The 21,890-nt window shown below is 62.5% G+C and carries 15 protein-coding genes and 1 other RNA gene; 11 read left to right on the top strand and 5 right to left on the bottom strand.

Annotation, left to right across the window (positions count from 1 at the left end):
- Positions 1–59: 59 nt before the first annotated feature.
- From C404_RS0130090 to C404_RS46000, 3 genes are read left to right on the top strand one after another with little or no spacing between them, the layout of a single operon-like run.
- Positions 60–1,214, top strand: coding sequence for a glycosyltransferase family 4 protein (locus tag C404_RS0130090; RefSeq protein WP_031329551.1), 1,155 nt, complete (start codon positions 60–62; stop codon positions 1,212–1,214).
- The gene (locus tag C404_RS46005) at positions 1,215–3,269 is read left to right on the top strand and encodes a capsular polysaccharide biosynthesis protein (protein WP_049285488.1); all 2,055 of its coding nucleotides are present in this window, start codon (positions 1,215–1,217) and stop codon (positions 3,267–3,269) included.
- A 32-nt stretch (positions 3,270–3,301) separates the two neighbouring features.
- Positions 3,302–4,726 (top strand): mannose-1-phosphate guanylyltransferase/mannose-6-phosphate isomerase, encoded by a 1,425-nt coding sequence (locus C404_RS46000; protein ID WP_031329549.1) that lies wholly within the window; start codon positions 3,302–3,304, stop codon positions 4,724–4,726.
- A gap of 194 nt (positions 4,727–4,920) precedes the next feature.
- On the opposite strand, the gene ssrA is transcribed toward C404_RS46000, so the two are convergent.
- From ssrA to ubiG, 4 genes are all read right to left on the bottom strand, one after another.
- Positions 4,921–5,278: a transfer-messenger RNA gene (ssrA, locus tag C404_RS59395) on the bottom strand.
- Positions 5,279–5,309: 31 nt separating this feature from the next.
- Complete coding sequence (locus C404_RS45995) at positions 5,310–9,080, bottom strand: DUF748 domain-containing protein (RefSeq protein ID WP_021195529.1); 3,771 nt, start codon at positions 9,078–9,080, stop codon at positions 5,310–5,312.
- Positions 9,081–9,193: 113 nt separating this feature from the next.
- A complete protein-coding gene (locus C404_RS45990; protein ID WP_021195528.1) occupies positions 9,194–9,883 on the bottom strand; it encodes an HAD-IA family hydrolase in 690 nt (229 codons plus the stop codon).
- Entirely contained in the window at positions 9,880–10,596 is a 717-nt protein-coding gene (gene ubiG / locus C404_RS45985; RefSeq protein WP_021195527.1) for a bifunctional 2-polyprenyl-6-hydroxyphenol methylase/3-demethylubiquinol 3-O-methyltransferase UbiG, read from the bottom strand. Before ubiG ends, C404_RS45990 begins: the two co-directional genes overlap by 4 nt.
- 161 nt (positions 10,597–10,757) lie before the next feature.
- Between ubiG and C404_RS45980 the strand changes: the two genes are divergently transcribed.
- A complete protein-coding gene (locus tag C404_RS45980; RefSeq protein WP_021195526.1) occupies positions 10,758–11,249 on the top strand; it encodes a glycine zipper 2TM domain-containing protein in 492 nt (163 codons plus the stop codon).
- Positions 11,250–11,428: 179 nt separating this feature from the next.
- Here C404_RS45980 and ompA read toward each other — a convergent pair whose 3' ends face one another.
- The gene (gene ompA / locus C404_RS45975; protein WP_021195525.1) at positions 11,429–12,082 is read right to left on the bottom strand and encodes an outer membrane protein OmpA; all 654 of its coding nucleotides are present in this window, start codon (positions 12,080–12,082) and stop codon (positions 11,429–11,431) included.
- Positions 12,083–12,514: 432 nt separating this feature from the next.
- Between ompA and gyrA the strand changes: the two genes are divergently transcribed.
- The 7 genes from gyrA (at position 12,515) to aroA (ending at position 21,881) form a co-directional block, all read left to right on the top strand.
- Positions 12,515–15,181: a DNA gyrase subunit A gene (gyrA, locus tag C404_RS45970; protein WP_021195524.1), complete on the top strand. Its 2,667-nt coding sequence runs from the start codon at positions 12,515–12,517 to the stop codon at positions 15,179–15,181.
- A gap of 128 nt (positions 15,182–15,309) precedes the next feature.
- Positions 15,310–15,870: a DUF2059 domain-containing protein gene (locus C404_RS45965; protein ID WP_021195523.1), complete on the top strand. Its 561-nt coding sequence runs from the start codon at positions 15,310–15,312 to the stop codon at positions 15,868–15,870.
- A gap of 124 nt (positions 15,871–15,994) precedes the next feature.
- A complete protein-coding gene (gene serC / locus C404_RS45960; protein ID WP_021195522.1) occupies positions 15,995–17,131 on the top strand; it encodes a 3-phosphoserine/phosphohydroxythreonine transaminase in 1,137 nt (378 codons plus the stop codon).
- A gap of 87 nt (positions 17,132–17,218) precedes the next feature.
- A complete protein-coding gene (gene pheA, locus C404_RS45955) occupies positions 17,219–18,334 on the top strand; it encodes a prephenate dehydratase (RefSeq protein WP_021195521.1) in 1,116 nt (371 codons plus the stop codon).
- Positions 18,335–18,430: 96 nt separating this feature from the next.
- Positions 18,431–19,555 (top strand): histidinol-phosphate transaminase, encoded by a 1,125-nt coding sequence (gene hisC, locus C404_RS45950; RefSeq protein ID WP_021195520.1) that lies wholly within the window; start codon positions 18,431–18,433, stop codon positions 19,553–19,555.
- Between the two features lie 98 nt (positions 19,556–19,653).
- Positions 19,654–20,550: a prephenate dehydrogenase gene (locus C404_RS45945; RefSeq protein ID WP_031329548.1), complete on the top strand. Its 897-nt coding sequence runs from the start codon at positions 19,654–19,656 to the stop codon at positions 20,548–20,550.
- Between the two features lie 26 nt (positions 20,551–20,576).
- A complete protein-coding gene (aroA, locus tag C404_RS45940; RefSeq protein WP_021195518.1) occupies positions 20,577–21,881 on the top strand; it encodes a 3-phosphoshikimate 1-carboxyvinyltransferase in 1,305 nt (434 codons plus the stop codon).
- The last annotated feature ends 9 nt before the right edge of the window (positions 21,882–21,890 follow it).

The following is a 21,890-nucleotide window of genomic DNA, read 5'->3' as shown; positions in this document are numbered from 1 at the left end:
TAAGAATCTTTGGCATATTTTCGCGCTTCGTGCGTGGATTCACACTCGCATAAAAAACAGTGCTACCGATATTTCTGGACGTCACGCGGCTTCTGGACAGGCTGGCAAAGCGGACGCTGCCAACCGGTGTGGATCGCGTCGGCCTTGCCTATATCCGCCACTACGCACCGCGCGCGCGGGCTGTTCTGAGCGAGCGCGGATTCTATGTCGTATTGTCCGAGCGGGAATCGGCACAGGCTTTCACGCTGTTGCTAAAACAGGATTCCACCCGTTGGAGGGATGCACGAATGCTAATGGTGCGTGCTACCCTCGGCGCCTTTCGGCGCGAGCGATTTGATCGGGGCGTGCTTTTGCACACCAGCCATTCCGGCCTGGAATATGAGCGATATTTCCAATCGTTAATAAATCGGAATATCCGAACGGTGTTCATGCTGCACGATTTAATTCCGCTCACGCATGCCGAGTATTGCCGCCCTGGCGTGCGAAAGACCCATCAGGAGCGGATGCGTGTGGCGCTCGGCCATGCGGTGGGCGTGATTGCCAATTCGCAGGCGACGCTGGATTCCCTGACGGAGGAAGCGCAGCGTTCGGGCTGGGCGGTACCAAAAACCGTTGTGGCCCGCTTAGCCTCCGGCGTGCCGGCTGCCGAGGTGGGCGAGCGCCCACTTGCGCAGCCGTATTTCGTCATGCTGGGTACGATCGAGCCGCGCAAGAACCACTGGTTTGTGCTCCACGTCTGGCGTCGCCTGGTTGAAGTGCTGGGCGAACGTGCCCCCAAACTGGTCATCATTGGCCGGCGCGGTTGGGAGTGCGAAAACGCGATCGACATGCTGGAACGCTGTGCTGCCCTGCGCGGCGTCGTCATCGAAGAAGCTGACTGTTCCGACTCGCGCCTCCATAACTACCTGCATCATGCGCAGGCCCTGTTGTTCCCGTCTTTCGTGGAGGGCTACGGCATGCCTTTGGCCGAGGCGCTTGCGATGCGCGTGCCCGTGATTGCCAGTGACTTGCCCGTGTTCCGGGAGATTGCCGGCGATATCCCCGATTACCTTGATCCGCTCGACGGCCCTGGCTGGATGGCGCGCATTCAGGAATATGCGTCCGCAAACAGTCTGCAGCGTGCGAGCCAACTGGTTCGCATTGAAGGGTTTCGCGAGCCGACCTGGCAGCAACACTTCGAGGTGGTGGACCAGTTTATCGAGGGCGTGCTCTAAATGAGCTGCGCAGGTGTGGCGACTCGGCTTGCGTCTCCGGCCACCTCGACTTTGCGTGGCGTAACACGTGGTTGGCGCACGCTTGCCTCGATTCCAGGTATTGCGGGTGGTGTGTGGAGTGAATGGTGGGCTGGACGGGCTGTACTTCGACTTAAACGGCTTGCTGACTCCACCACGCCGGCTTTGATTCCCGGCCCGATTTGGTCAACGTGCAAGCTGGGGGAGCCGATGCTGTCCTGGTTCATGCTGCCCGGGCCGGGCGGCGCGGGAGATCCTCTGCTGCACGCCCTCCGAGCCTTGTTTGCCAGTGCCGACTGTCTTGGGAGCGCGCCGGAACTGCCTGACCTGATGGCGCGCGTGGTGGCCGCCCGAGCGGATTTCGCGCGCGATGCCGTGCCAGAGTGTCCGCCGGAATTGATGCAATCACGCGGCAAGCCGCGCGTGCTGCTGATCGACCAGCCGTGCCGTGCGGATGCAACGCGGGCCGCATTTGCACGCATGGCGGCGGCGGCACAGCGTGAGCACCCCGACGCGGAATTCTGGATCTGGCCCGCCGCGCGAGGCGCTGCTGGTGGGCTATCTGGCGCCGGTGATTTGCCTGCGGGTGCGAGCAGCGTTGCTGCAGGGTTCAGCTTCTTTGCCACGTTGTCGCACATCGACCACGTTTATACCGTGAGCGCGCCGGAAGGCATGCACGCGCTACTGGCGGGCGTGCCGGTGCGCGTGTTCGGGTGCCCCTATTACGCAGGCTGGGGGCTGACAGCAGATGACCTTCCGATGCCAGATCGTCAACACCGCCCGACCCTCGCCGCGCTGTTCGACGCGGTCTATCTGCGGCTTGTGCGCTATCTGGATCCGGAAACCCATGGGGTTGGCACGCTCGAGCGCGTGCTCGACAGCATCGAGTTGCAGCGCGCGGTACGCACGCGCTATGCGGATTGCCAGCACGTTGCTGGCGTGCGTTTCCAACGATGGAAGCGGCTGTTCGCCACGCCTTACTTGACCGCTGGCGGTGGAAAATTGCGCTGGACGCATACGCCGGAGCAGATCGAGCCAGGCGAACGCGCTGTGGTGTGGGGCGGCAAAAGCGCGCAGGGTATTCCTGCTAGTGCGCCCATGCTGCGTATGGAAGATGGTTTCTTCCATTCGAATGGGCTGGGTTCCGATATGAACGCCCCTTGCAGCCAGGTGCTGGATCGGGAGGGGCTGTATTTTGACGCGCGCAGCCCGAACGAACTGACGCACATTCTGAACACCACGCAGTTCGACGATGCAGAACTTGTTCGGGCGGCGGCGCTACGCGAACTGGTCTCTGAGTTGGGCGTCACGAAGTACAACCTTGGCCGTCGCGCACCAGGTTGGAAAGCGCCGACTGGCAAGACCGTCATTCTTGTGGCGGGCCAGGTGGCCGACGATGCTTCCATCCGCTTCGGTACGGGGGCGCTCGGCACCGCTGAAGCGTTGCTGGAAGCCGTGCGCAGACGCAATCCGGATGGTTTTGTCGTCTACAAGCCGCACCCGGATGTGTTGTCGGGCAATCGGCAGGGGCTGGTGCACGCGCGCGAGCTGGCAGACATTGTCGATGCCGAGGCCGACGTGCTCTCGCTGGTCGATTGCGCTGACGAAGTGCACGTGCTGTCGTCGCTTGCCGGTTTTGATGCCTTGTTGCGAGGCAAGCGCGTGTTCACCTATGGCTTGCCGTTCTACGCCGGCTGGGGGTTGACGCACGACGCGCTGGCACTGCCGTGGCGGCAGCGCACCCTGACGCTCGACATGCTGGTGGCCGGAGCGCTGCTGCGGTACCCGATCTACTGGGACTGGAACACGCGGCTGTTCACCACGCCAGAGGCGGTCGTCCGCAAGCTTGGGTTGACCGCTGCGCGCCGGCTTGAGCGGATTGCCGGCGATTGGCGAAGGCCGCTGCGCAAGGCATGGCGTTGGAGCCGGAATGCAGTGTGGTACGGAATGTGGGCTTGGGGGCAACGTCGAAAGGCGCGCCTGAGCGGAATGATGTTGCCGGGAGCAACCAACGTTGCAGTTCGGCAATTGCGCTGATTGAGCAAATAGTGACCTCTGAGGGAGTTGATATGAATATTTACCCCGTCATTCTCTGTGGCGGCAGCGGTACCCGTCTCTGGCCGATGTCGCGCGGCGGCTATCCGAAGCAGTATCTCCGGCTGACCGGTGAACACACGCTGGTGCAGCAGACTGCGCTGCGCCTGCGCGGTATCGGCAATGTCGCCGGGCCGATCATGATCACCAATGAAGACCAGCGCTTCATCGTGGCCGAACAAATGCGCAGCATCGCCGTGGAGCCTTCGGCGATCGTGCTGGAGCCGATGGGCCGAGATACAGCGCCTGCCGTGGCCGTGGCGGCCCTGCTTGCATTGCAGGCCACGCCTGACGCGCTGCTGCTGGTGCTGCCGTCGGACCACGTGATCCAGGACGATGCGGTGTTCGGCAAGCTCGCCACGATCGCCGCCGGTGTTGCCAAGGACAACTTCCTGGTTACCTTCGGCATCGAGCCCACCGAGCCGCATACGGGCTATGGCTATATCCGCGGCGGTGAAGCCCTGGCTGCCACCGACAGTACGTACCGGGTCGATCGCTTTGTGGAAAAGCCGGATGCGGTAACGGCGGCGCGCCTGTTGGAAGAAGGCGGCTACTACTGGAACAGCGGCATGTTCATGTTGAAAGCATCTGCATACCTGGACGAACTGCGCCAGCACGCGCCGGACATCCTGCGTCAGGCAGAGCTGGCGCTGAACGCTGCCAAGCGCGACGCGGACTTCGTGCGCCTTGACGCAGAAGCCTTCGGCGCCAGCCCCAAACTGTCGATCGACTACGCCGTCATGGAAAAAACCGCGCAGGCTGCTGTTGTGAAGGCTGCAGGCTTGGGCTGGAATGACATCGGCTCATGGACGGCCCTGGCCGAGATCGCAAACGTTGACGAGGACGGCAATGCGCTGTTTGGCGACGTGTTGGTTGAGGACGCTAGCAACACTTACGTGCGCGCCGAACACCGCATGGTGGCGGCGGTGGGCGTCAAGGACCTGGTGATTGTGGAAACCGCTGACGCGATCCTGGTGTCGCACCGTGATCGGGCGCAAGACGTCAAGAAGGTCGTCGAGCGGCTGAACAGCTCGGGGCGGCATGAGTCGATCACGCATCGCAAGGTGTTCCGCCCCTGGGGCTCGTACGAGGGCATCGATCAGGGCGACCGCTTCCAGGTCAAGCGCATCATCGTCAATCCGGGCTCTTCGCTCAGCCTGCAAATGCATCACCATCGCGCTGAACATTGGATCGTGGTGCGCGGTACCGCCAAGGTGTTCAATGGTGATCAGGTGCTGTTGCTGTCGGAAAACCAGTCAACCTATATCCCGCTTGGTGTGACCCACCGCCTGGAAAACCCAGGCAAGATTCCGCTCGAGCTGATTGAGGTGCAATCGGGCGGCTACCTTGGCGAGGACGACATCGTGCGCTTTGAAGACCACTACGGGCGCGTCGCATAAGGAAGACTGACGACGCCAGCCATGTGTGCGGCCCGAGCAGGTGGCGGGCCGTATTGCGAAACTGGATCGCAATATCGGTCGCAGCCGCTGATCGCGTCGAGCGATTGTGAGCTGCATCGAAAACAAAAAACCCCGCAGAGCCAAGCCCAGCGGGGTTTCATTGCCAAACGTCGAAGACGTTTGAGTGCGGTGTTTGGTGGAGCCGGCGGGAATCGAACCCGCGTCCGCAAGCCCTCCACAGAGAGTTCTACATACTTAGTTCTGTCATTTGATTTAACCGCCGCATCGCGGACGAACACGCTCTACGACGGCGATTCACTAGGTTTTCGTCTCTAGGCCCGTGACTCACCTAAAGCTTATCTGACGTAAATGACCTCGCTAGTCTTGCGACCCTAGCCCGTCAGCGAGCCAGTGCGAGGACGGCGGCCCTTAGGCTGCCAGTGCGTAACGTTCGTCGTTAGCAGTTATTGCATTCCCATTGATTAACGAGGTGACGGGTCCTCGGTATGCCCTCCACTGCTTCGCAACCCACGTCGAAACCAGGTCGGCCCCAGAGAAGAAGAATGATTATCCCATAGATGGGCTACTTCAGCGCGAAATCAACCCGCGTCGTCTTACCCTTGTCCTTGATGCCCTCGGCGCTGAGCTTGGGCGCCACCACAAAGAGACGCCCCGGATCCACGCGTTCGGCCAGCGCCACATGCACGGCGTTGGCGCGGCGCTGGGCAAGTTCACGCAGGTCCGCATCGGTCACTTGCACGTTGGTCTCCATCAGCTTGCGCATTTCTTCCGGCGGCAGCGATTTCGCCAGGCCGATCATGTTGCGCGGCTTCGGAAACTTGGCGGCCTTGTAGGCGCGCTCCAGGTACTTGTTCTCTTCTTCCGGCTTGACCGTGGTGTCGGCCTCGGCGGCGTCACCGGCGTCCTTGAGCTTCTGCTCGCGGATCTGGCGGTTCACGGCTTCGCGGCGCAGGCCGTCGCGGTCGAATTCCGGGTCGACGCGACCGATGACGTCGACCTTCAATGCGGGCCGATCCTTGAGTGCCGTGGCCAGCTTGTCCATCTTGGCGACCGACGCCTGGCTGATGGTGGACGTGCCCGGATCAAACTCGATATAGCCGAGCTCTTCACCGCCGCTACCGCCAAAGGCGCTGGCGAGCAGCGAGAAGGGTGCCGTCACTGCACGCACGATCAGGTTGACGAGTGCGCGTACGACGATGCCGCCGACGCTGAACTGCGGATCATCGAGCGAGCCCGAGACCGGCAGGCGCACGTCGATCTCACCGCGTGAGTTCTTGAGTAGCGCTACCGCCAGCCGCACGGGCAGGTTGGTCGCGTCCTTGCTCTCCACACGATCGCCGAAGGTGAGCTGGTCGATGAAGATATGGTTGTCGGCAGTCAGCTTTTTCTGGTCCAGCAGGTAGTGCAGGTCCATCGTCAGCTTGCCCTTGGTGATCGGGTAGCCGGCGTACTTGGCGGAGTAGGGCGTGAGGTTGGTCAGCTCCACGCCGTCGGCCTTGGCCGACAGGTCCACAAAAGCGGTGGGGGCGAGCGGGTTGATCTTGCCGTGGATGTCCACTGGCGCGGTGCCGTCGACACTGCCGCGCAAGGTCACGTCGGCAGGCGTCTGGTTGGCGGCGGTGCTGATCGTGCCCACCGAGCCGCCAATGGCCGTCAGGTTGGCGGTGTAGTTGGGTTTGACGAAGTTGTCGGTAAAGCGAATGTTGCCGTCTTGCAGTGTGATGGCATCGATGCGCAAGTCGGCGCTGCTGGCCTTGGGCGCCGTGGCTGCAACTGCCGATGCGGGTGCGGCCGCCGGTGCTGAGGCTGCAGCTACGGCCACCGGCGCACTGGCGACGGGGGCGGTGGCTGGGGCAGAAGCCGAGGCTGGCTGCGCTTGCGTGAGCGAGCGGCGCTCCTCATCCGATTGCACGCGAATGTCCTGCAGGTTCAGGCGTCCGTTCGGGTTGATGATGATCCGCGCATAGAACGTCGACAGCGCCACCGCGCCCACGCGCACACGCGGCGTGTTGCCGTCGTAGTTGGCCTGGATACGGTTGAGCGCGAGCGAGCGCCAGCGCAAGAAGTCGTCAGAGGTCACGCGGTCTTGCAGGCGTACGTTGCCCAGCGTGGCGTTGCCCTGATAGCTGACCGTCAGTGCCTTGCCCTGGTTGAGCACCAGGCGACCATCCATCGTCAGCAGCGCGCTGGTGATGGCGGCGTTCAGCGCCTTGTCGAGGTACGGATCGAAGCCCGCCAGCGACAGGTTCTGCGTGTTCACGCGCAGATCGGCCTTGAGCGGCTGCGGCACCACGTCGCCGCGCACATCCAGCTTGCCCTTGCTGCCCAGCCCGGCGCCAATCTGCACGTTGACAGGCTTGCCGAGATCGGTCGACGCGTTCTGCACGACTACGTTCAGCGGTTCAACGCGCACCTTCACCGGGTGTGCGTTGGTCTGGTCCTCAAAGCCGACGGCGCTGTTGTCCAGCTTGAACGTCTGCACGGTCACGGCCCAGGGTTTCTCGGCCGATGCGTTTGCCTTGGGTTTGGCCGGAGCGGCAGCGGGTTTGGCTGCAGCAGTGGGGGCGCTGTCGAGCAACGTCAGCGTGGTCGTGCCGTCTTTTTTGCGCAGCGCATCGAGCTGCAAGCCATCGGCACGCACTTCGTTCAGTGCGATCGTGCGGGCGGCCAGGTCGAAGCTCTTTACGTCGGCACGCAGCAGCTTGGCGCGCAGGGCCGTGTCCTTGCCCGTGGGCGGCGCCATCGATAGGTCCGCCAGGCTGGCTGTCAGCGGTTCGGCACGCACGTTGAATTTGCCGGCACCGAAGTCGAGCGCGACCTTGCCGTCTGCCGACAGCGCACCGTTCTGCAGTTGCGGCGCACCCGCCTGGCGCAGATACGGCCCGATGCCGGCCAGCTTCACGCTGTCGAGCTTCAGCTCCAGTTCGCCATTGTTTTTCTCCAACGAGGTGTTGCCCTTGACGTTGAGCGTGCCGCCTTGGGACAGCTTGGTCCCCACGTCAAACGTGATCGGGCCACCCAGCGTGCGCACGGCTACGTCACCGTGCAGGTCTTCCAGCGTGAGGTCCGCCGCCGGCTGCGTGGTGGCGTCTCGCCAGTGCACGGTGCTGTTGGCCAGCTGGAGTTTGCTGACGACGACGTCCAGCGGTTTCGGTTTGGCGGTGGGCTCCGGTGCGGCAGGCTTGGCCTCCGCCGGTGCCGACTTGCCGCCCAGTTGTGCGAAGTTGATCGCCCCATCGGTGCCACGCACGGCGTCCACACGTACGCCGTCGAGCGTCAGGGCATCCAGGTGGAATACGTTGTCGAGCGGGCGCACATCGGCCAGCGTTGCACGCACTTGCTTGGCGGCTACCAGCGGTGCCTTCTTGGCGTCGGTCACTTCCAGGTTGTCCAGGCCGGCCGTACCGTGCACGCGCAGCACCGGGGCGCCCGTCTTCGGCTTCTGGAAGTCGATCGTCAGGTCAGTCGTCAGCTTGCCCTGTGGCACGGCCACCGGCAGCGGGCCAGGTACGTAGCCGAGGTAGCGGGGCAGTTCCAGACCGTCGAGCTTGATGTTCAGGTTCGATTCCAGTGAATCGGAAAATGGCTTGGTCTGGCCGGAAAAACGGAGCGGGGCACCGTCGATGCTCGCTGCCAGCAGCGGCTGCACGAAGATGTTCACGTCGGCCGGCAGGCTCGCCAGGAAAGGCACGCCAATCTGTAGGTTGTCCACCTTGTGCTGCGAGCCCAGCGGCTGGTCGACGAGCTCGATCGCGCCGTTGGTCAACTGCAGGTTGGCAAACACGAAACGCGCCGGCTCGGTCGACTTGGGCTTGGGCGGGTTCTCCGGTGCAGTGAGCCTGTCGACGATGTCGGAGAAGTTGAAGCGCTGCTCGGCGGTGCGCACGATATGCACGCGCGGCGCATCGATGCGCAACTCTTCAATGACGGGGGCACGGCGGAAGATCGAACTCCACGAGGCATTCACGTGGAGGTGGCCGACGTCGACGAATGGCGCCTTGCCGTCGCGCTCCGCAATGTGGAGCTGGTCAACGTCGAGCCGCAGTGTGTACGGGTTGATGCTGATCTTGCCGACTGTGACTGGTCGCTCCAGAACCTTGCTCAACTGCGTCTCGGCCAGGTGGTGCAGCAGCGGTGGTCCACCCAGAGCGCCCAGCAGGCCGAACACCACCAGGAACATCAGAACACCCAATCCAATGCGCTTGGTGCGCCGCGACGTGCCCACCTGCGCGGCGCGTTGCCACCCAGCTGTACCGCGCACACGCTCAAGCTGCGCACGCCAGCCGTTGGACTTCGATTGCAGGTCGGGACGCGAATCGGGGGAGGTGCTCATGCTGGTGTCGGTCCGGCCACGGTGTGGCGTACTTCGTCAGTCGGTCGACCGCCGCGTCCCATGTGGAAGGCGGCGGTCCTGAATAGTGCTGGGCGTTGGCCCTGGCACCGTGCTCAAGCGCGTTGGGACGCGAGCAGCAGCGGAATCAGCTCGGCGGCGTTGGCGATCAACGCATCTGCGCGCCATTCCGAGGGCGGAGGCCCATTACCACAATAGCCGTAACTGGCGGCAATGGTAGGCATGCCGGCGGCACGGCCGGCTTCGATGTCGCGCACGTCGTCGCCCACATAGACGATCTGACGGGCATCCACGCCGATGGACTCGGCCGCATGTAGTAGCGGGGCGGGGTGGGGTTTCGCGTGCGGCGTGGTGTCACCTGCAACGACGCAGGCCGGCGGCACCGGAAACGTCAACTGAGCGACCAGCGGCACGGTCAGCCTGCCTGACTTGTTGGTGACGATGCCCCACGGAATGCCTACGCGGCCGAGTTCGGCCAGCACGTCTGCCATGCCCGGGAACAGCGTTGTGCGCACGCAGATTTCCGCCTCGTAGTTGGCGAGGAATGCCAACCGCAGCGATTCGAATTCCGCATCCTCCGGCCCGATGCCGAAGGCCACGCCGAGCAGTCCGCGCGCACCGTGTGAAGCGACAGGGCGCAGCGCTTCATAGGTCAGCGGATCCAGGCCGCGGTCGGTGCGTACTTTGTTGGCCGCAGCCGCCAAGTCTGGCGCAGTGTCGGCCAGCGTGCCGTCCAGGTCGAACAGCACCGCGCCCAGCGGAGCCGGAAATTTGCCTGCCGTCATGCGTTGCCCGGACGGCGCGTGGCCATCAGATAGTTGACGCTGGTGTCCTGCGTGAGGGCGTAGCGTCCGGTGATCGGGTTGTATTCGAGCCCGCGCATCTGCTCCGGCTGCAAACCTGCTTGGCGTGTGAACGAGGCAAGCTCCGACGGGCGGATGAACTTGGCATAGTCGTGCGTGCCGCGCGGCAGCATGTTCAGCACATATTCCGCACCGATCACCGCCAGCAGATACGCCTTGGCGTTGCGATGGATGGTCGAGAAGAACACGTGGCCGCCCGGTTTGACCAGGGTCGCGCAAGCGCGCACAACCGACGCCGGATCGGGCACATGTTCGAGCATCTCCATGCAAGTCACGACGTCGTAGCTGCCGGGTTCACGTGCCGCGAGCGCTTCTGCCGCGATCTCTTCGTAATCGACGGCAACGCCCACTTCCAGGCTGTGCAGATCGGCAACCCGCAATGCTTTGCGTGACAGATCGATGCCTTTGACGTTGGCCCCGACACGCGCCATGCTCTCGGAGAGGATACCGCCGCCGCAACCGATGTCGACAACGCGCTTGCCCGCCAGCGGCGCGATGGATTGAATCCAGTCGAGGCGCAGCGGATTGATTTCGTGCAGGGGTTTGAACTCGCTGTTCGGGTCCCACCAGCGGTGAGCGAGTTCGCTGAATTTTTCGAGTTCGCCGGGATCGGCGTTCGCGTGAGTGGTCGTCATGTTGCGCTGCGCCTGGGTATAACGGCTAGGTGAGGAAATGTACCAAAAAGCGCCGCCCCAACCAAATCGAGCGCGCTGGGAAAAAGGTTTCACATTGAAACAAAGGTGAACGAACGCGCATGCGTTTTCTCCAACCGTCACCTTCCCTCAAGGAGAGATCAATGAAATCCAAACAGATACTGGTAGGGCTCGGCGTTGCGGGCCTGACGGTGCTGGCGGGCTGTGCTGCACCGGGGTACGGTGGCGGTTACGGTGGCGGTGGGTATGCTCCCCCTCCCGCCTATGGCGGTCAGCCGCAACAGCAGCCGGGCGCGTTGTACGGCCGGGTCGAATCGATCCAGCCGATGCAGGCGCCGGTTAACAGCCCAGGCATTCTGGGCACCATTATTGGTGGTGTGGCGGGCGGTATCCTAGGTCACCAAGTTGGCGGTGGCACCGGTAACACGGTCGCCACAATTGGCGGCGCAGCGCTCGGCGCTTATGCTGGCAATCAAGTGGAGCAACGTGCTGGCGCGGGTGGGCAAACGGTATACCGCATCAGTGTGCGGCTGGACGATGGCCGCGTAGCAACCGTTACGCAGAAGAACCCGAATAACCTGCGCGTGGGTGACCGCGCCATGGTCGCCAACGATCAGGCGACGCCGTCTTACTAATAGAGAAGGACGAATGGGGTTACAGACCCCAGAGGGCCAAACAGCGGTGGCGCATGGGCGTCACCGTTTTTTTTGCCTTGGCCATTTGCGAATCGATAAGCCAACCAAGCCGTAACGCTAGGCGTGCAGGCAAAAAAAAGCCCAGCTTTCGCTGGGCTTTTTCTTCGGTGGAAACCGAATTACTTCTTGGTGCCGACCACTTCAACGTCAACACGACGGTTCGGTTGCTGGCAGGCGATTTGTGCCTTGCGAGCGCCCTTGCACGACTTCGGATCAACCTTCAGCTGGCGCTTGCCCTTGCCTTCCGTGTAGACACGGTTGGCTTCGATGCCCTTGCTGACCAGGTAGCCCTTGACGGCTTCAGCACGACGGACCGACAGGCGGTCGTTGTACTTGTCCGAACCGAACGAGTCGGTGTGGCCAACGGCGATCACGACTTCCAGGTTGATGCCTTGCAGCTTCGAAACCAGGTCGTCCAGCTTGGCCTTGCCTTCCGGCTTCAGCACAGCCTTGTCGAAGTCGAACAGCGTGTCAGCAGCGAACGTAACCTTCTCGCTGGTCGGAGCAACTGCTGCCGGAGCGGTCGGGGTAGCAGCCGCCGGAGCAGCTGCCGGAGCCAGGGCGCCGTCGCACTGAGCGTTGGCCGTTGCCGGCGTCCAGAAGCCATTGCGCCAGCACAGTTCGTTCGTGCCGTTCTTCCAGACCCACTCGCTCGTGCCGTTACCCCAGTTGTCGTTGACGGCCTTCTTTTCGTAGGGCACCGACTGAGCGTAAGCGGACGCAGCCATGGCTACCGCAGCTGCAGCGAACGCGAGCTTGGCAAATTTTTTCATATTTCTCCTCTCAGGATGAGATCACCGCAGAAGACTGCGAGCAGATGGGACGAAAACAAGTCATACATTCTTCGGAGTGTAGCATCCTCGATGTAGCGAATTCGCCACTTCGAACAATGTCTGCCTCTTCGCTGGGGGATTGTGCCACAAGCACGCACTCCTAAAAAGCAAATATAAGCGATTCCAACGGGGCACCATGGCCTTGTGGTGTGTACGCAACAAGGCGGAAAACTGCTCGCAAACCCTTGTGGGGACTGGGTCGCGGGTTTTGGTCACATTCGCAGGGAGCGTGCCCGGGTTGATGATGCGTCGCTCGCCCGTATAAGGGGGAGGGGGCTTGCGGCATGGTAAAATGTTCTGTTATTCGCGCAACCGTAGCGCCTTGTCGTGCTCACCTCAGTGAGTGCTGCCGGGCCTCCCATCGTTCGCCCAATGGATCAATTCGCCAAAGAGACACTCCCGGTATCGCTTGAAGAGGAAATGCGCAGTTCGTACCTCGCTTACGCCATGAGCGTGATCGTGGGCCGCGCCCTTCCAGATGTACGGGATGGTCTCAAGCCGGTGCATCGTCGTGCGTTGTATTCAATGCATGAGCTGAACAACGACTGGAATCGCCCCTATAAGAAGTCTGCTCGTATCGTCGGGGATGTGATCGGTAAATATCACCCCCACGGTGACACTGCTGTATACGACACCATCGTGCGGATGGCGCAGAACTTTTCGCTGCGCTACATGCTGGTCGATGGCCAGGGCAACTTCGGTTCGGTCGACGGCGACAACGCCGCAGCCATGCGGTACACCGAAATCCGCCTGTCGAAGATTGCCCACGAACTGCTGGCCGACCTTGACAAGGAAACCGTCAATTTCGAGCCGAACTACGATGGCAGCGAAAGCGAGCCCTCGGTTCTACCGGCGCGCATTCCGAACTTGCTCGTTAACGGTTCGTCCGGGATCGCGGTCGGTATGGCGACCAATATTCCGCCGCATAACCTGAATGAGATTGTCGACGGGTGCTTGCATCTGCTGAACAATCCGGAAGCAACCGTTGATGAGCTGATCGAGCTGATCCCGGCGCCGGACTTCCCGACGGCCGGCATCATCTATGGCATCTCGGGCGTGCGCGAGGGCTATCGCACCGGCCGCGGCCGTGTGGTGATGCGCGCCAAGACGCACTTTGAGGATATCGATCGTGGCCAGCGTCAGGCGATCATCGTCGACGAGCTGCCTTATCAAGTTAACAAGCGCACGCTGCTTGAACGCATTGCCGAGCTGGTGACGGAAAAGCGTATCGAGGGCATCTCCGACATCCGCGACGAGTCGGACAAGTCCGGCATGCGCGTGGTGATCGAACTCAAGCGCGGCGAAGTGCCGGAGGTTGTGCTCAACAACCTCTATAAGAATACGCAGCTGCAGGACACGTTCGGCATGAACATGGTGGCGCTGGTCGACGGCCAGCCGCGCCTGCTGAACCTGCGCCAGATGCTGGAGTGCTTCCTGCTGCACCGCCGTGAGGTGGTGACGCGTCGCACGGTGTTCGATTTGCGCAAGGCGCGCGAACGTGGCCACATCCTGGAAGGGTTGGCCGTTGCGCTGGCCAATATCGACGAGTTCATCGCCATCATCAAGGCTGCGCCGACGCCGCCGGTTGCCAAGGCCGAGTTGATGAGCCGCAGCTGGGATTCGGGTCTGGTGCGCGAGATGCTGTCGCGTGCTGAGGGCGAAACCGCCGGTGGTCGTGATGCGTACCGTCCGGAAGGTCTGCTGCCGGCGTTCGGCATGCAGGGCGATGGTCTGTACAAGCTGTCGGATACGCAAGCGCAGGAAATCCTGCAGATGCGTCTGCAGCGCCTCACTGGGCTGGAGCAGGACAAAATTGTCCAGGAATACCGCGAAGTCATGGCGCAGATCGCCGATCTGCTGGACATCCTGGCGCGTCCGGAGCGTATTACTGCCATCATCGTCGAGGAACTTACCGCCATCCGCGCGGAGTTCGGTGATGAGCGCCGCTCGCAGATCGAGCACAATGCGACCGAGTTGGATACAGAAGACCTCATTACGCCGCAGGATCTGGTGGTGACGCTGTCCCACAGCGGCTATATGAAGAGCCAGCCAATTTCCGAGTACCGTGCGCAGAAGCGCGGCGGTCGTGGCAAGCAGGCCGCTGCCACGAAGGAAGACGATTGGATCGACACGCTATTTGTCGCCAACACGCACGATTACATTCTTTGCTTCTCGAACCGCGGCCGTCTGTATTGGCTGAAGGTGTGGGAAGTGCCGGCAGGCAGCCGTAACTCGCGTGGTCGCCCGATCGTCAATATGTTCCCGCTGTCACCGGGCGAGAAGATCAACGTGATCCTGCCGGTCAAACAGTTCGATGAGCAGCATTTCGTGTTCATGACCACCTCCAAGGGCACGGTCAAGAAGACGGCGTTGACCGATTTCTCGAACCCGCGCAAGGCCGGCATCATCGCAGTGGACCTGGATGAGGGCGACTTCCTGATTGGCGCTGCCATTACGGATGGTCAACACGACGTGATGCTGTTTTCGGATGCCGGCAAGGCCGTTCGCTTCGATGAGAACGACGTGCGTCCGATGGGTCGTCAGGCGCGCGGTGTGCGCGGCATGAACCTGGAAGAGGGTCAGCAGGTGATCGCCATGCTGGTGGCGCCGGCTGAGACTGAGACCGAAGGTGAGGGTGCTCAGGCGAGCATCGGTAGCGTGCTGACGGCTACCGAAAACGGCTACGGCAAGCGCACGCCGATTTCGGAATACACCCGTCACGGCCGCGGTACCAAAGGCATGATCGCCATCCAGACCTCTGAGCGGAACGGCAAGGTGGTCGCCGCCGCGCTGGTGGCGCCGGAAGACGAAATCATGCTGATCACGACTGGCGGCGTGCTGATTCGTACGCGTGTGGACGAGATCCGCGAAATGGGTCGCGCCACGCAGGGCGTCACGCTCATCAATGTGGGTGAGGGCAACAAGCTGTCCGGTCTGCAGCGTGTGGTGGAGTCCGACGCAGAAGGTGATGAAAGTGTGGATACGCCAGATGCCGCACCAGACGCCGATGCACAGTCGGATGACAGCGCCGAGTCATAATTGGAAACAACTTTTGCTTGCCGTTGCGCACAGTTCTGGTCATGATGCCGGACCTGTGCGCGGCAGGGGCTGGAACTTTTGCGTCACTCGCCCGGCCTAAACGCAACGCTTATTTCAAGGGAGCAACAATGCACAAGAGTCTCAAACTCAAACATCTGATCGTGGTGGCTGGTTTCGCTCCGCTGTTTGCTTTCGCCCAGGCTGGCGATGCTGACAAGACGGCTGCCATCAAGGAACTGCTGACGACGATGAACGTCGACGCAGCCATCAAGGGTCAGGGTGAAGTGCTGGAAAACGGTGCCAAGCAGGAAGCCCCGCTGGTGCTGGAGCAATCGCTGGTCGAGAACAAGTCGCTGAACGACAAGCAAAAGCAGGCTGCTGTCGACAAGCTGAAAAAGAATGGCGCTGTGCAGCGCATGACCGACGGCGCCGGCAAGGCGTTCGAAACGGATGCCTTCCGCAAGGATGCTCTGCAAGCACACTACGATTCGCTGGGCAAGTACTACTCGACCCAGGAAATCAAGGATCTGACCACGTTCCTGAAGACGCCGAGCGGCCAGAAGTTCATGGCTAACCAAGGCAAGGCCATGCAGGAAGTGTGGGGCAACGTGATGCAGAAGTACGGTCCGCAAGTCGGCAAGGCAATGCGCGACATGGCTGACAAGGAAGTTGCCGCTGCTTCGAAGTAATTGACTGGCGTAGGCGGGCGATCGGGGCTGAGTTCCCCGCCTCGCTCCGTCGTGCCGCCAGTTGGTGGATAATGGCTGTTTGGGTTCACGCCCAGACAGCCATTTTTCTTTTGTCCTCCCTCTCATGAGCCAAGCCGATCTCGCCATCCAAGCCAGCCAGGCACGTGTCTACAATTTTTCGGCCGGACCGGCGGTGCTGCCGGCTGAGGTGCTGCAGCAGGCAGCGGACGAGATGCTGTCCTGGCAGGGCAGCGGCATGAGCGTGATGGAGATGAGCCATCGCGGTCGCGAATTTGAGAGCATCCTGGCGCAGGCCTTTGCAGATTTGCGCGAGTTGCTGGCAGTGCCGGACAACTACGAGATTCTGTTCCTGCAGGGCGGTGCGATTGCTGAGAACGCCATCGTTCCGCTGAACCTGATGCGCCGCCTATCCGTCGATGCGCCGAAGGCGGACTACGTTGTCACTGGCACGTGGTCGGTGAAGTCGCAGCAGGAGGCGCGCAAGTACGGCGAGGTGAACATCGCCGCGACCTGCGAGGCCGAGCGTTTTCACAAGATCCCGGACGTCTCGAGCTGGAAGCTCTCAGATGACGCGGCCTACGTGCATCTGTGCACGAACGAGACCATTGTTGGCGTGGAATTCCAGGAAACCCCCGACATTGGCCAAGCGCAGGGGCGCGTGGTGGTGGCCGATGTATCGAGTCACATTCTCTCCCGGCCGATCGACTGGGGCGGCTATCAAGTCCTGTACGGCGGCGCGCAGAAAAATATCGGTCCGGCCGGCCTGACGATCGCGATCGTGCGCAAGGATCTGCTCGGTCATGCGCACCCGCTGTGCCCGTCGGCGTTCAACTGGCGCCTCGTGGCCGAGAACGGCTCGATGTACAACACGCCGCCTACCTACGCGATCTACATCGCCGGGTTGGTGTTCCAATGGATCAAGCGCCAGGGCGGCGTTGAAGCGCTGGAGACGCGCAATATCGTCAAGTCGAAGATGCTGTACGACTTTATCGACGCCAGTAGTTTCTACCGAAACGAAATCCATCCGACGTGCCGTTCGCGCATGAACGTGCCGTTCTTCCTAAACGATAAGTCCCGCAACGAGGCGTTCCTCACGCAGGCACGCGAACGCGGTTTGGTGCAGCTCAAGGGCCACAAGTCCGTCGGCGGCATGCGGGCGAGCATCTATAACGCGATGCCGCTGGAAGGGGTGGAAGCGCTGGTCGACTTCATGCGTGACTTTGAACGGGCATCCGCCTAAGGCATTCGCCCAACCACAGCAGAACATTGCGCGAAGCGCCTGCTTTGCGCGGCAATTTGCAATCCATTGCCGAACCCGATTCCTACAATGACCAGTCAGTCAGACGATACGAAGCAAAACAAGGACGCCGCATTGGCGGCGGAGTTGGCGCCCTTGCGCACGCAGATCGATTCGATCGATAACCAATTGCTTTTGCTGCTCTCCGATCGCGCCAAGGTGGCGCAGGAAGTGGGCGAGGTGAAGAAGCGCTATTCGGCGCCGGCGTTCCGACCGGACCGTGAGTTGCAGGTCATCCGCAAGATGCAGTCGGGCAATGCAGGCCCGCTGCACGATGAGAGCATCGCCGCAATTTGGCGTGAGGTGATGTCTGCGTGCCGCGGCCTGGAGCAGGCGCTGCGCATTGGCTACCTCGGCCCAGCGGGTACGTTCTCGGAACAGGCGGTGATCGCGCATTTCGGTCACGAGATCCAGCCGATGCCGTGCCCGAGCATCGATGAGGTGTTCCGTGCGGCGGAATCCGGCACGGTCGATTGCGGCGTGGTGCCGGTGGAGAATTCGACGGAAGGCGTGGTATCGCGCACGCTCGATCTGTTCTTGACGACGTCGTTGAAGATCAGCGGCGAGATTGCGCTGCGGGTGCACCACAACCTGCTGCACAAGACGGACGACATGTCGAAAGTCAAGGTGGTGCGTGCGCATGCGCAGGCGCTGGCGCAGTGCCAGCGGTGGCTGAACACGAACTATCCGAACCTGCCGCGCGAGGCCGTGTCGAGCAATGCCGAAGCTGCGCGCATGGCAGGCGAAGACGAAACTGTCGCCGCGCTGGCAAGCGTGCAGGCAGCCAACCGTTACGGCCTGCACGTGGTGCGTGCCAACGTGGAAGACGATCCGCACAACCGCACGCGTTTCGTCGTGATCGGCAACTATGAAACGGAGCCGAGCGGGCGTGATCAGACGTCGCTGATCCTGTCGGTGCCGAACGAGGCCGGTGCGGTCTACAAGCTGCTCGCGCCGCTGGCGGAGAACGGCGTGTCGATGTGCCGCTTTGAGTCGCGTCCGGCGCGCAGCGGTGCGTGGGAGTACTACTTCTACGTTGACGTGGAAGGCCATCAGCGTGACCCGCAGGTGGCGCGCGCGCTGGAAAAGCTGCGTCATGACGCGGCGTATTTCAAAGTGCTGGGGTCCTACCCCTCGGCACGCTAACGGGGACGAGGCAAGCCGGCGCTGGTTTGCAGCGCTCCCGAGGGATTCAAAAACGCGTCTCGCACGGGCGAGGCGCTGATACCAAAGGAGCACCCCATGTCTTTGCAGTTCGGCCCGGAGTACGTCCGCGCCATCGCCCCCTATGTGGCCGGCAAGCCGATTTCCGAAGTGGCGCGCGAGTTCGGTCTGGATGCCGCGCGCATCGTCAAGCTGGCATCCAACGAGAACCCATTGGGCATGCCGCAATCGGCCAAGAACGCGATGGCTGCAGCCATTGACGAACTGGCGCGCTATCCGGATGCCAATGGCTTTAGCCTGAAGGCCGCGCTGCATGCCAAGTTTGGTGTGCCCGAAGCGTGGATCACGCTGGGCAACGGCAGCAACGACATCCTCGAACTGGCGGCCCGCGCGCTGGTGGAGCCGGGGCAGGGCGTGATCTACGCGCAGCACTCGTTCGCCGTGTATGCGCTGGCGGCACAGGAGGTCGGCGCGCGTGCCATCGAAGTGCCGGCTCGCGACTATGGCCACGACCTCGACGCGATGGCTGCGGCCATCACGCCGGACACGCGCCTGATCTACATCGCCAATCCGAATAATCCGACCGGCACATTCCTATCGGCGAGTGAAATTGCTGCGTTCCTGGCCAAGGTGCCGCCGACCGTCGTGGTTGTGCTGGACGAGGCCTACAACGAGTTCCTCAAGCCCGAACAGCAGTACGACTCGACAGCCTGGGTGCGCCAGTATCCGAACCTGCTGGTGTCGCGCACGTTCTCGAAGGCGTATGGGCTGGCTGGCCTGCGCGTGGGCTACGGCATCGCGCAGCCGCAATTGACTGATCTGCTCAACCGCATTCGCCAACCGTTCAACGTGAACAGCCTGGCACAGGCTGCTGCCGTGGCTGCGCTCAATGACGCGGAATTCCTGCGCGAATCGGCGGAACTGAACGCTGCGGGCTACGTGCAACTGACTGAAGCGTTCAATCGCCTCGGCCTGCAGTACGTGCAGTCGTCGGGCAACTTCGTGCTGGTGCGCGTGGGGGACGACAGCAGCGCGGGCGCCCGCGTGAATATCGCATTGCTCAAACAGGGCGTGATTGTGCGTCCGGTCGGCAACTACGGTCTGCCGCAATGGCTGCGCATCAGTATCGGTCTGCGCGAAGAGAACGCCACCTTTATCGAGGCGCTGGAAGTGGCGCTGGCACAGGAAAAAGCTGCCGCGTAACTTCTGTCGCAACCGTTGCGGCGCCCCGGATCGGGCATCGGGCGCCGCGCACATCGGGCTACAATGCCGCTTTGCTTTTTTTCTGGCAGGGCGGTGTTGTGGCCTCTTCTTTTTCCAGTTCCCGGTTGGTGATCGTCGGTGTTGGCCTAATTGGCGGTTCACTGGCGTTGGCGTTGCGCCGCGCGGGTGTGGTCGGGCAGATCGTGGGTGTCGGGCGGTCGGCTGCGTCGCTTGAAGCGGCGATCCGCCTGGGCGTGATCGACGAGGCGCTGCCGATGGAAGAGGCCGTGCGCGGCGCCGACATGGTCGTGCTGTGCGCGCCGGTGGCACAAACGCTGCCGCTGCTGCTCGCCATGCAGCCACACCTGGGGCCCGACACCATCGTCACGGATGCCGGCAGCACCAAGTCCGACGTCATCATGGCCGCCAAGACGGCGCTGGGTGATCAGGTCAGCCAGTTCGTACCGGCGCACCCGATCGCGGGCCGCGAGCTGAATGGCGTGGAGGCAGCGCTGGCTGATCTCTATGTCGGCAAGAAAACCGTGCTGTGCCCGCTGCAGGAAAACCGTCGCGTTGATGTTGCTCGCGTGCAGGCAATGTGGGAAGTGGCGGGCGCACACTGCCACATCATGTCGGCCGTGCAGCACGACGCGGTGTTCGCGGCGGTCAGCCACTTGCCGCACGTGCTGTCGTACGCGCTGGTCGCACAGATCATCAATGCCGAAGACGGCGCGCTCAAGCTCGATTTTGCTGGCGGCGGTTTCCGCGATTTCACGCGCATCGCTGCTTCGTCGCCCGAGATGTGGCGCGACATCTGCTTGTCGAACCGCGAAGCACTGCTGCGCGAGTTGAACACCTATGAAGCCGTGATCGGCCGCCTGAAGACGATGATTGCGGAGCGCGATGGCGCCTCGCTCGAACGCGTGTTCCGCCGCGCGAGCGAAGCGCGCCTGGCTTGGCCGCAACGCGTGGCCCCGACCACGCAACCCGAATAACGTTTTGTTTTGAACTGACTGGATTCATGGAACATCTCGACGTCGGTCCGCTGAAGGCGGCGCGCGGCACAATCAAGCTGCCGGGCTCGAAGAGCATCTCCAACCGTGTGCTGTTGCTAGCGGCACTTGCGCAGGGCGAAACCGTCGTGCGCGAATTGCTGGATTCTGACGACACGCGCGTCATGCTGGCTGCGCTCGACAAGCTCGGCGTCTCGGTCGAGCGCCTGGGCGACAACGCTTACCGCGTCACCGGCACCGGTGGCCGTTTCCCGAGCAAATCAGCGGATCTGTTCATGGGCAACGCCGGTACTGCCATCCGCCCGCTGACGGCCGCGCTGGCACTCCAAGGCGGTGAGTACACGCTGCACGGTGTGCCACGCATGCACGAACGGCCGATCGGCGATCTGGTCGACGGCCTGCGCCAGGTCGGCGCGCACATCGACTACACCGGCAACGAAGGCTATCCGCCGCTGGCGATCCACGCCGCGCCGGTCAAGATCGAGGCGCCCATCCGCGTGCGCGGCGATGTGTCCAGTCAGTTCCTGACCGCGCTGCTGATGTCGCTGCCGCTGGTCGAGTCCGCGGGCAACGTCACCATCGAAGTGATTGGTGAGCTGATCTCCAAGCCCTATATCGAGATCACGCTGAACCTGATGGCGCGCTTTGGCGTGCAGGTCGAGCGTGACGGTTGGGCGTCGTTCTCGGTGCCGACCGGCGTGGCCTACAAAGCGCCGGGCGAGATCTTCGTGGAAGGCGATGCCTCGTCGGCGTCGTACTTCCTGGCAGCTGGCGCACTTGGCGGCGGGCCAGTGCGCGTGGAGGGCGTCGGCATGTCCAGCATCCAGGGCGACGTTCGCTTTGCCGACGCGCTCAACCGCATGGGTGCCAACGTCATGGCCGGCGACAACTGGATCGAAGTGCGCGGCGTCGAGCGCGACGACGGCAAGCTGCACGCGGTCGAGTTGGATTGCAACCACATCCCCGATGCGGCGATGACGCTGGCTGTGGCCGCGCTGTTTGCCGACGGCACCACCACGCTCACCAACATCGCAAGCTGGCGCGTCAAGGAAACTGATCGCCTGTCCGCCATGGCCACCGAACTGCGCAAGCTCGGCGCCGAAGTGGAAGAGGGTGCCGACTACATCCGCGTGACGCCCCCGTCGCAATGGACCCCGCCTGCCGGCGGCATCGACACCTACGACGACCACCGCATGGCGATGGCCTTCTCGCTGGCCGCGTTCGGCCCGGTGCCGGTGCGCATCAACGACCCGCGTTGTGTCGCCAAGACGTTCCCGGACTATTTCACGGCGTTCGGCGGCATCACTGCCTGAAACGCAATT

The organism is Ralstonia sp. AU12-08 (assembly GCF_000442475.1).
Taxonomy (GTDB): Bacteria; Pseudomonadota; Gammaproteobacteria; order Burkholderiales; family Burkholderiaceae; genus Ralstonia; species Ralstonia insidiosa.
Note: the sequence above shows the minus strand (reverse complement) of the source record. Positions and strands in the feature narration are given on the sequence as shown.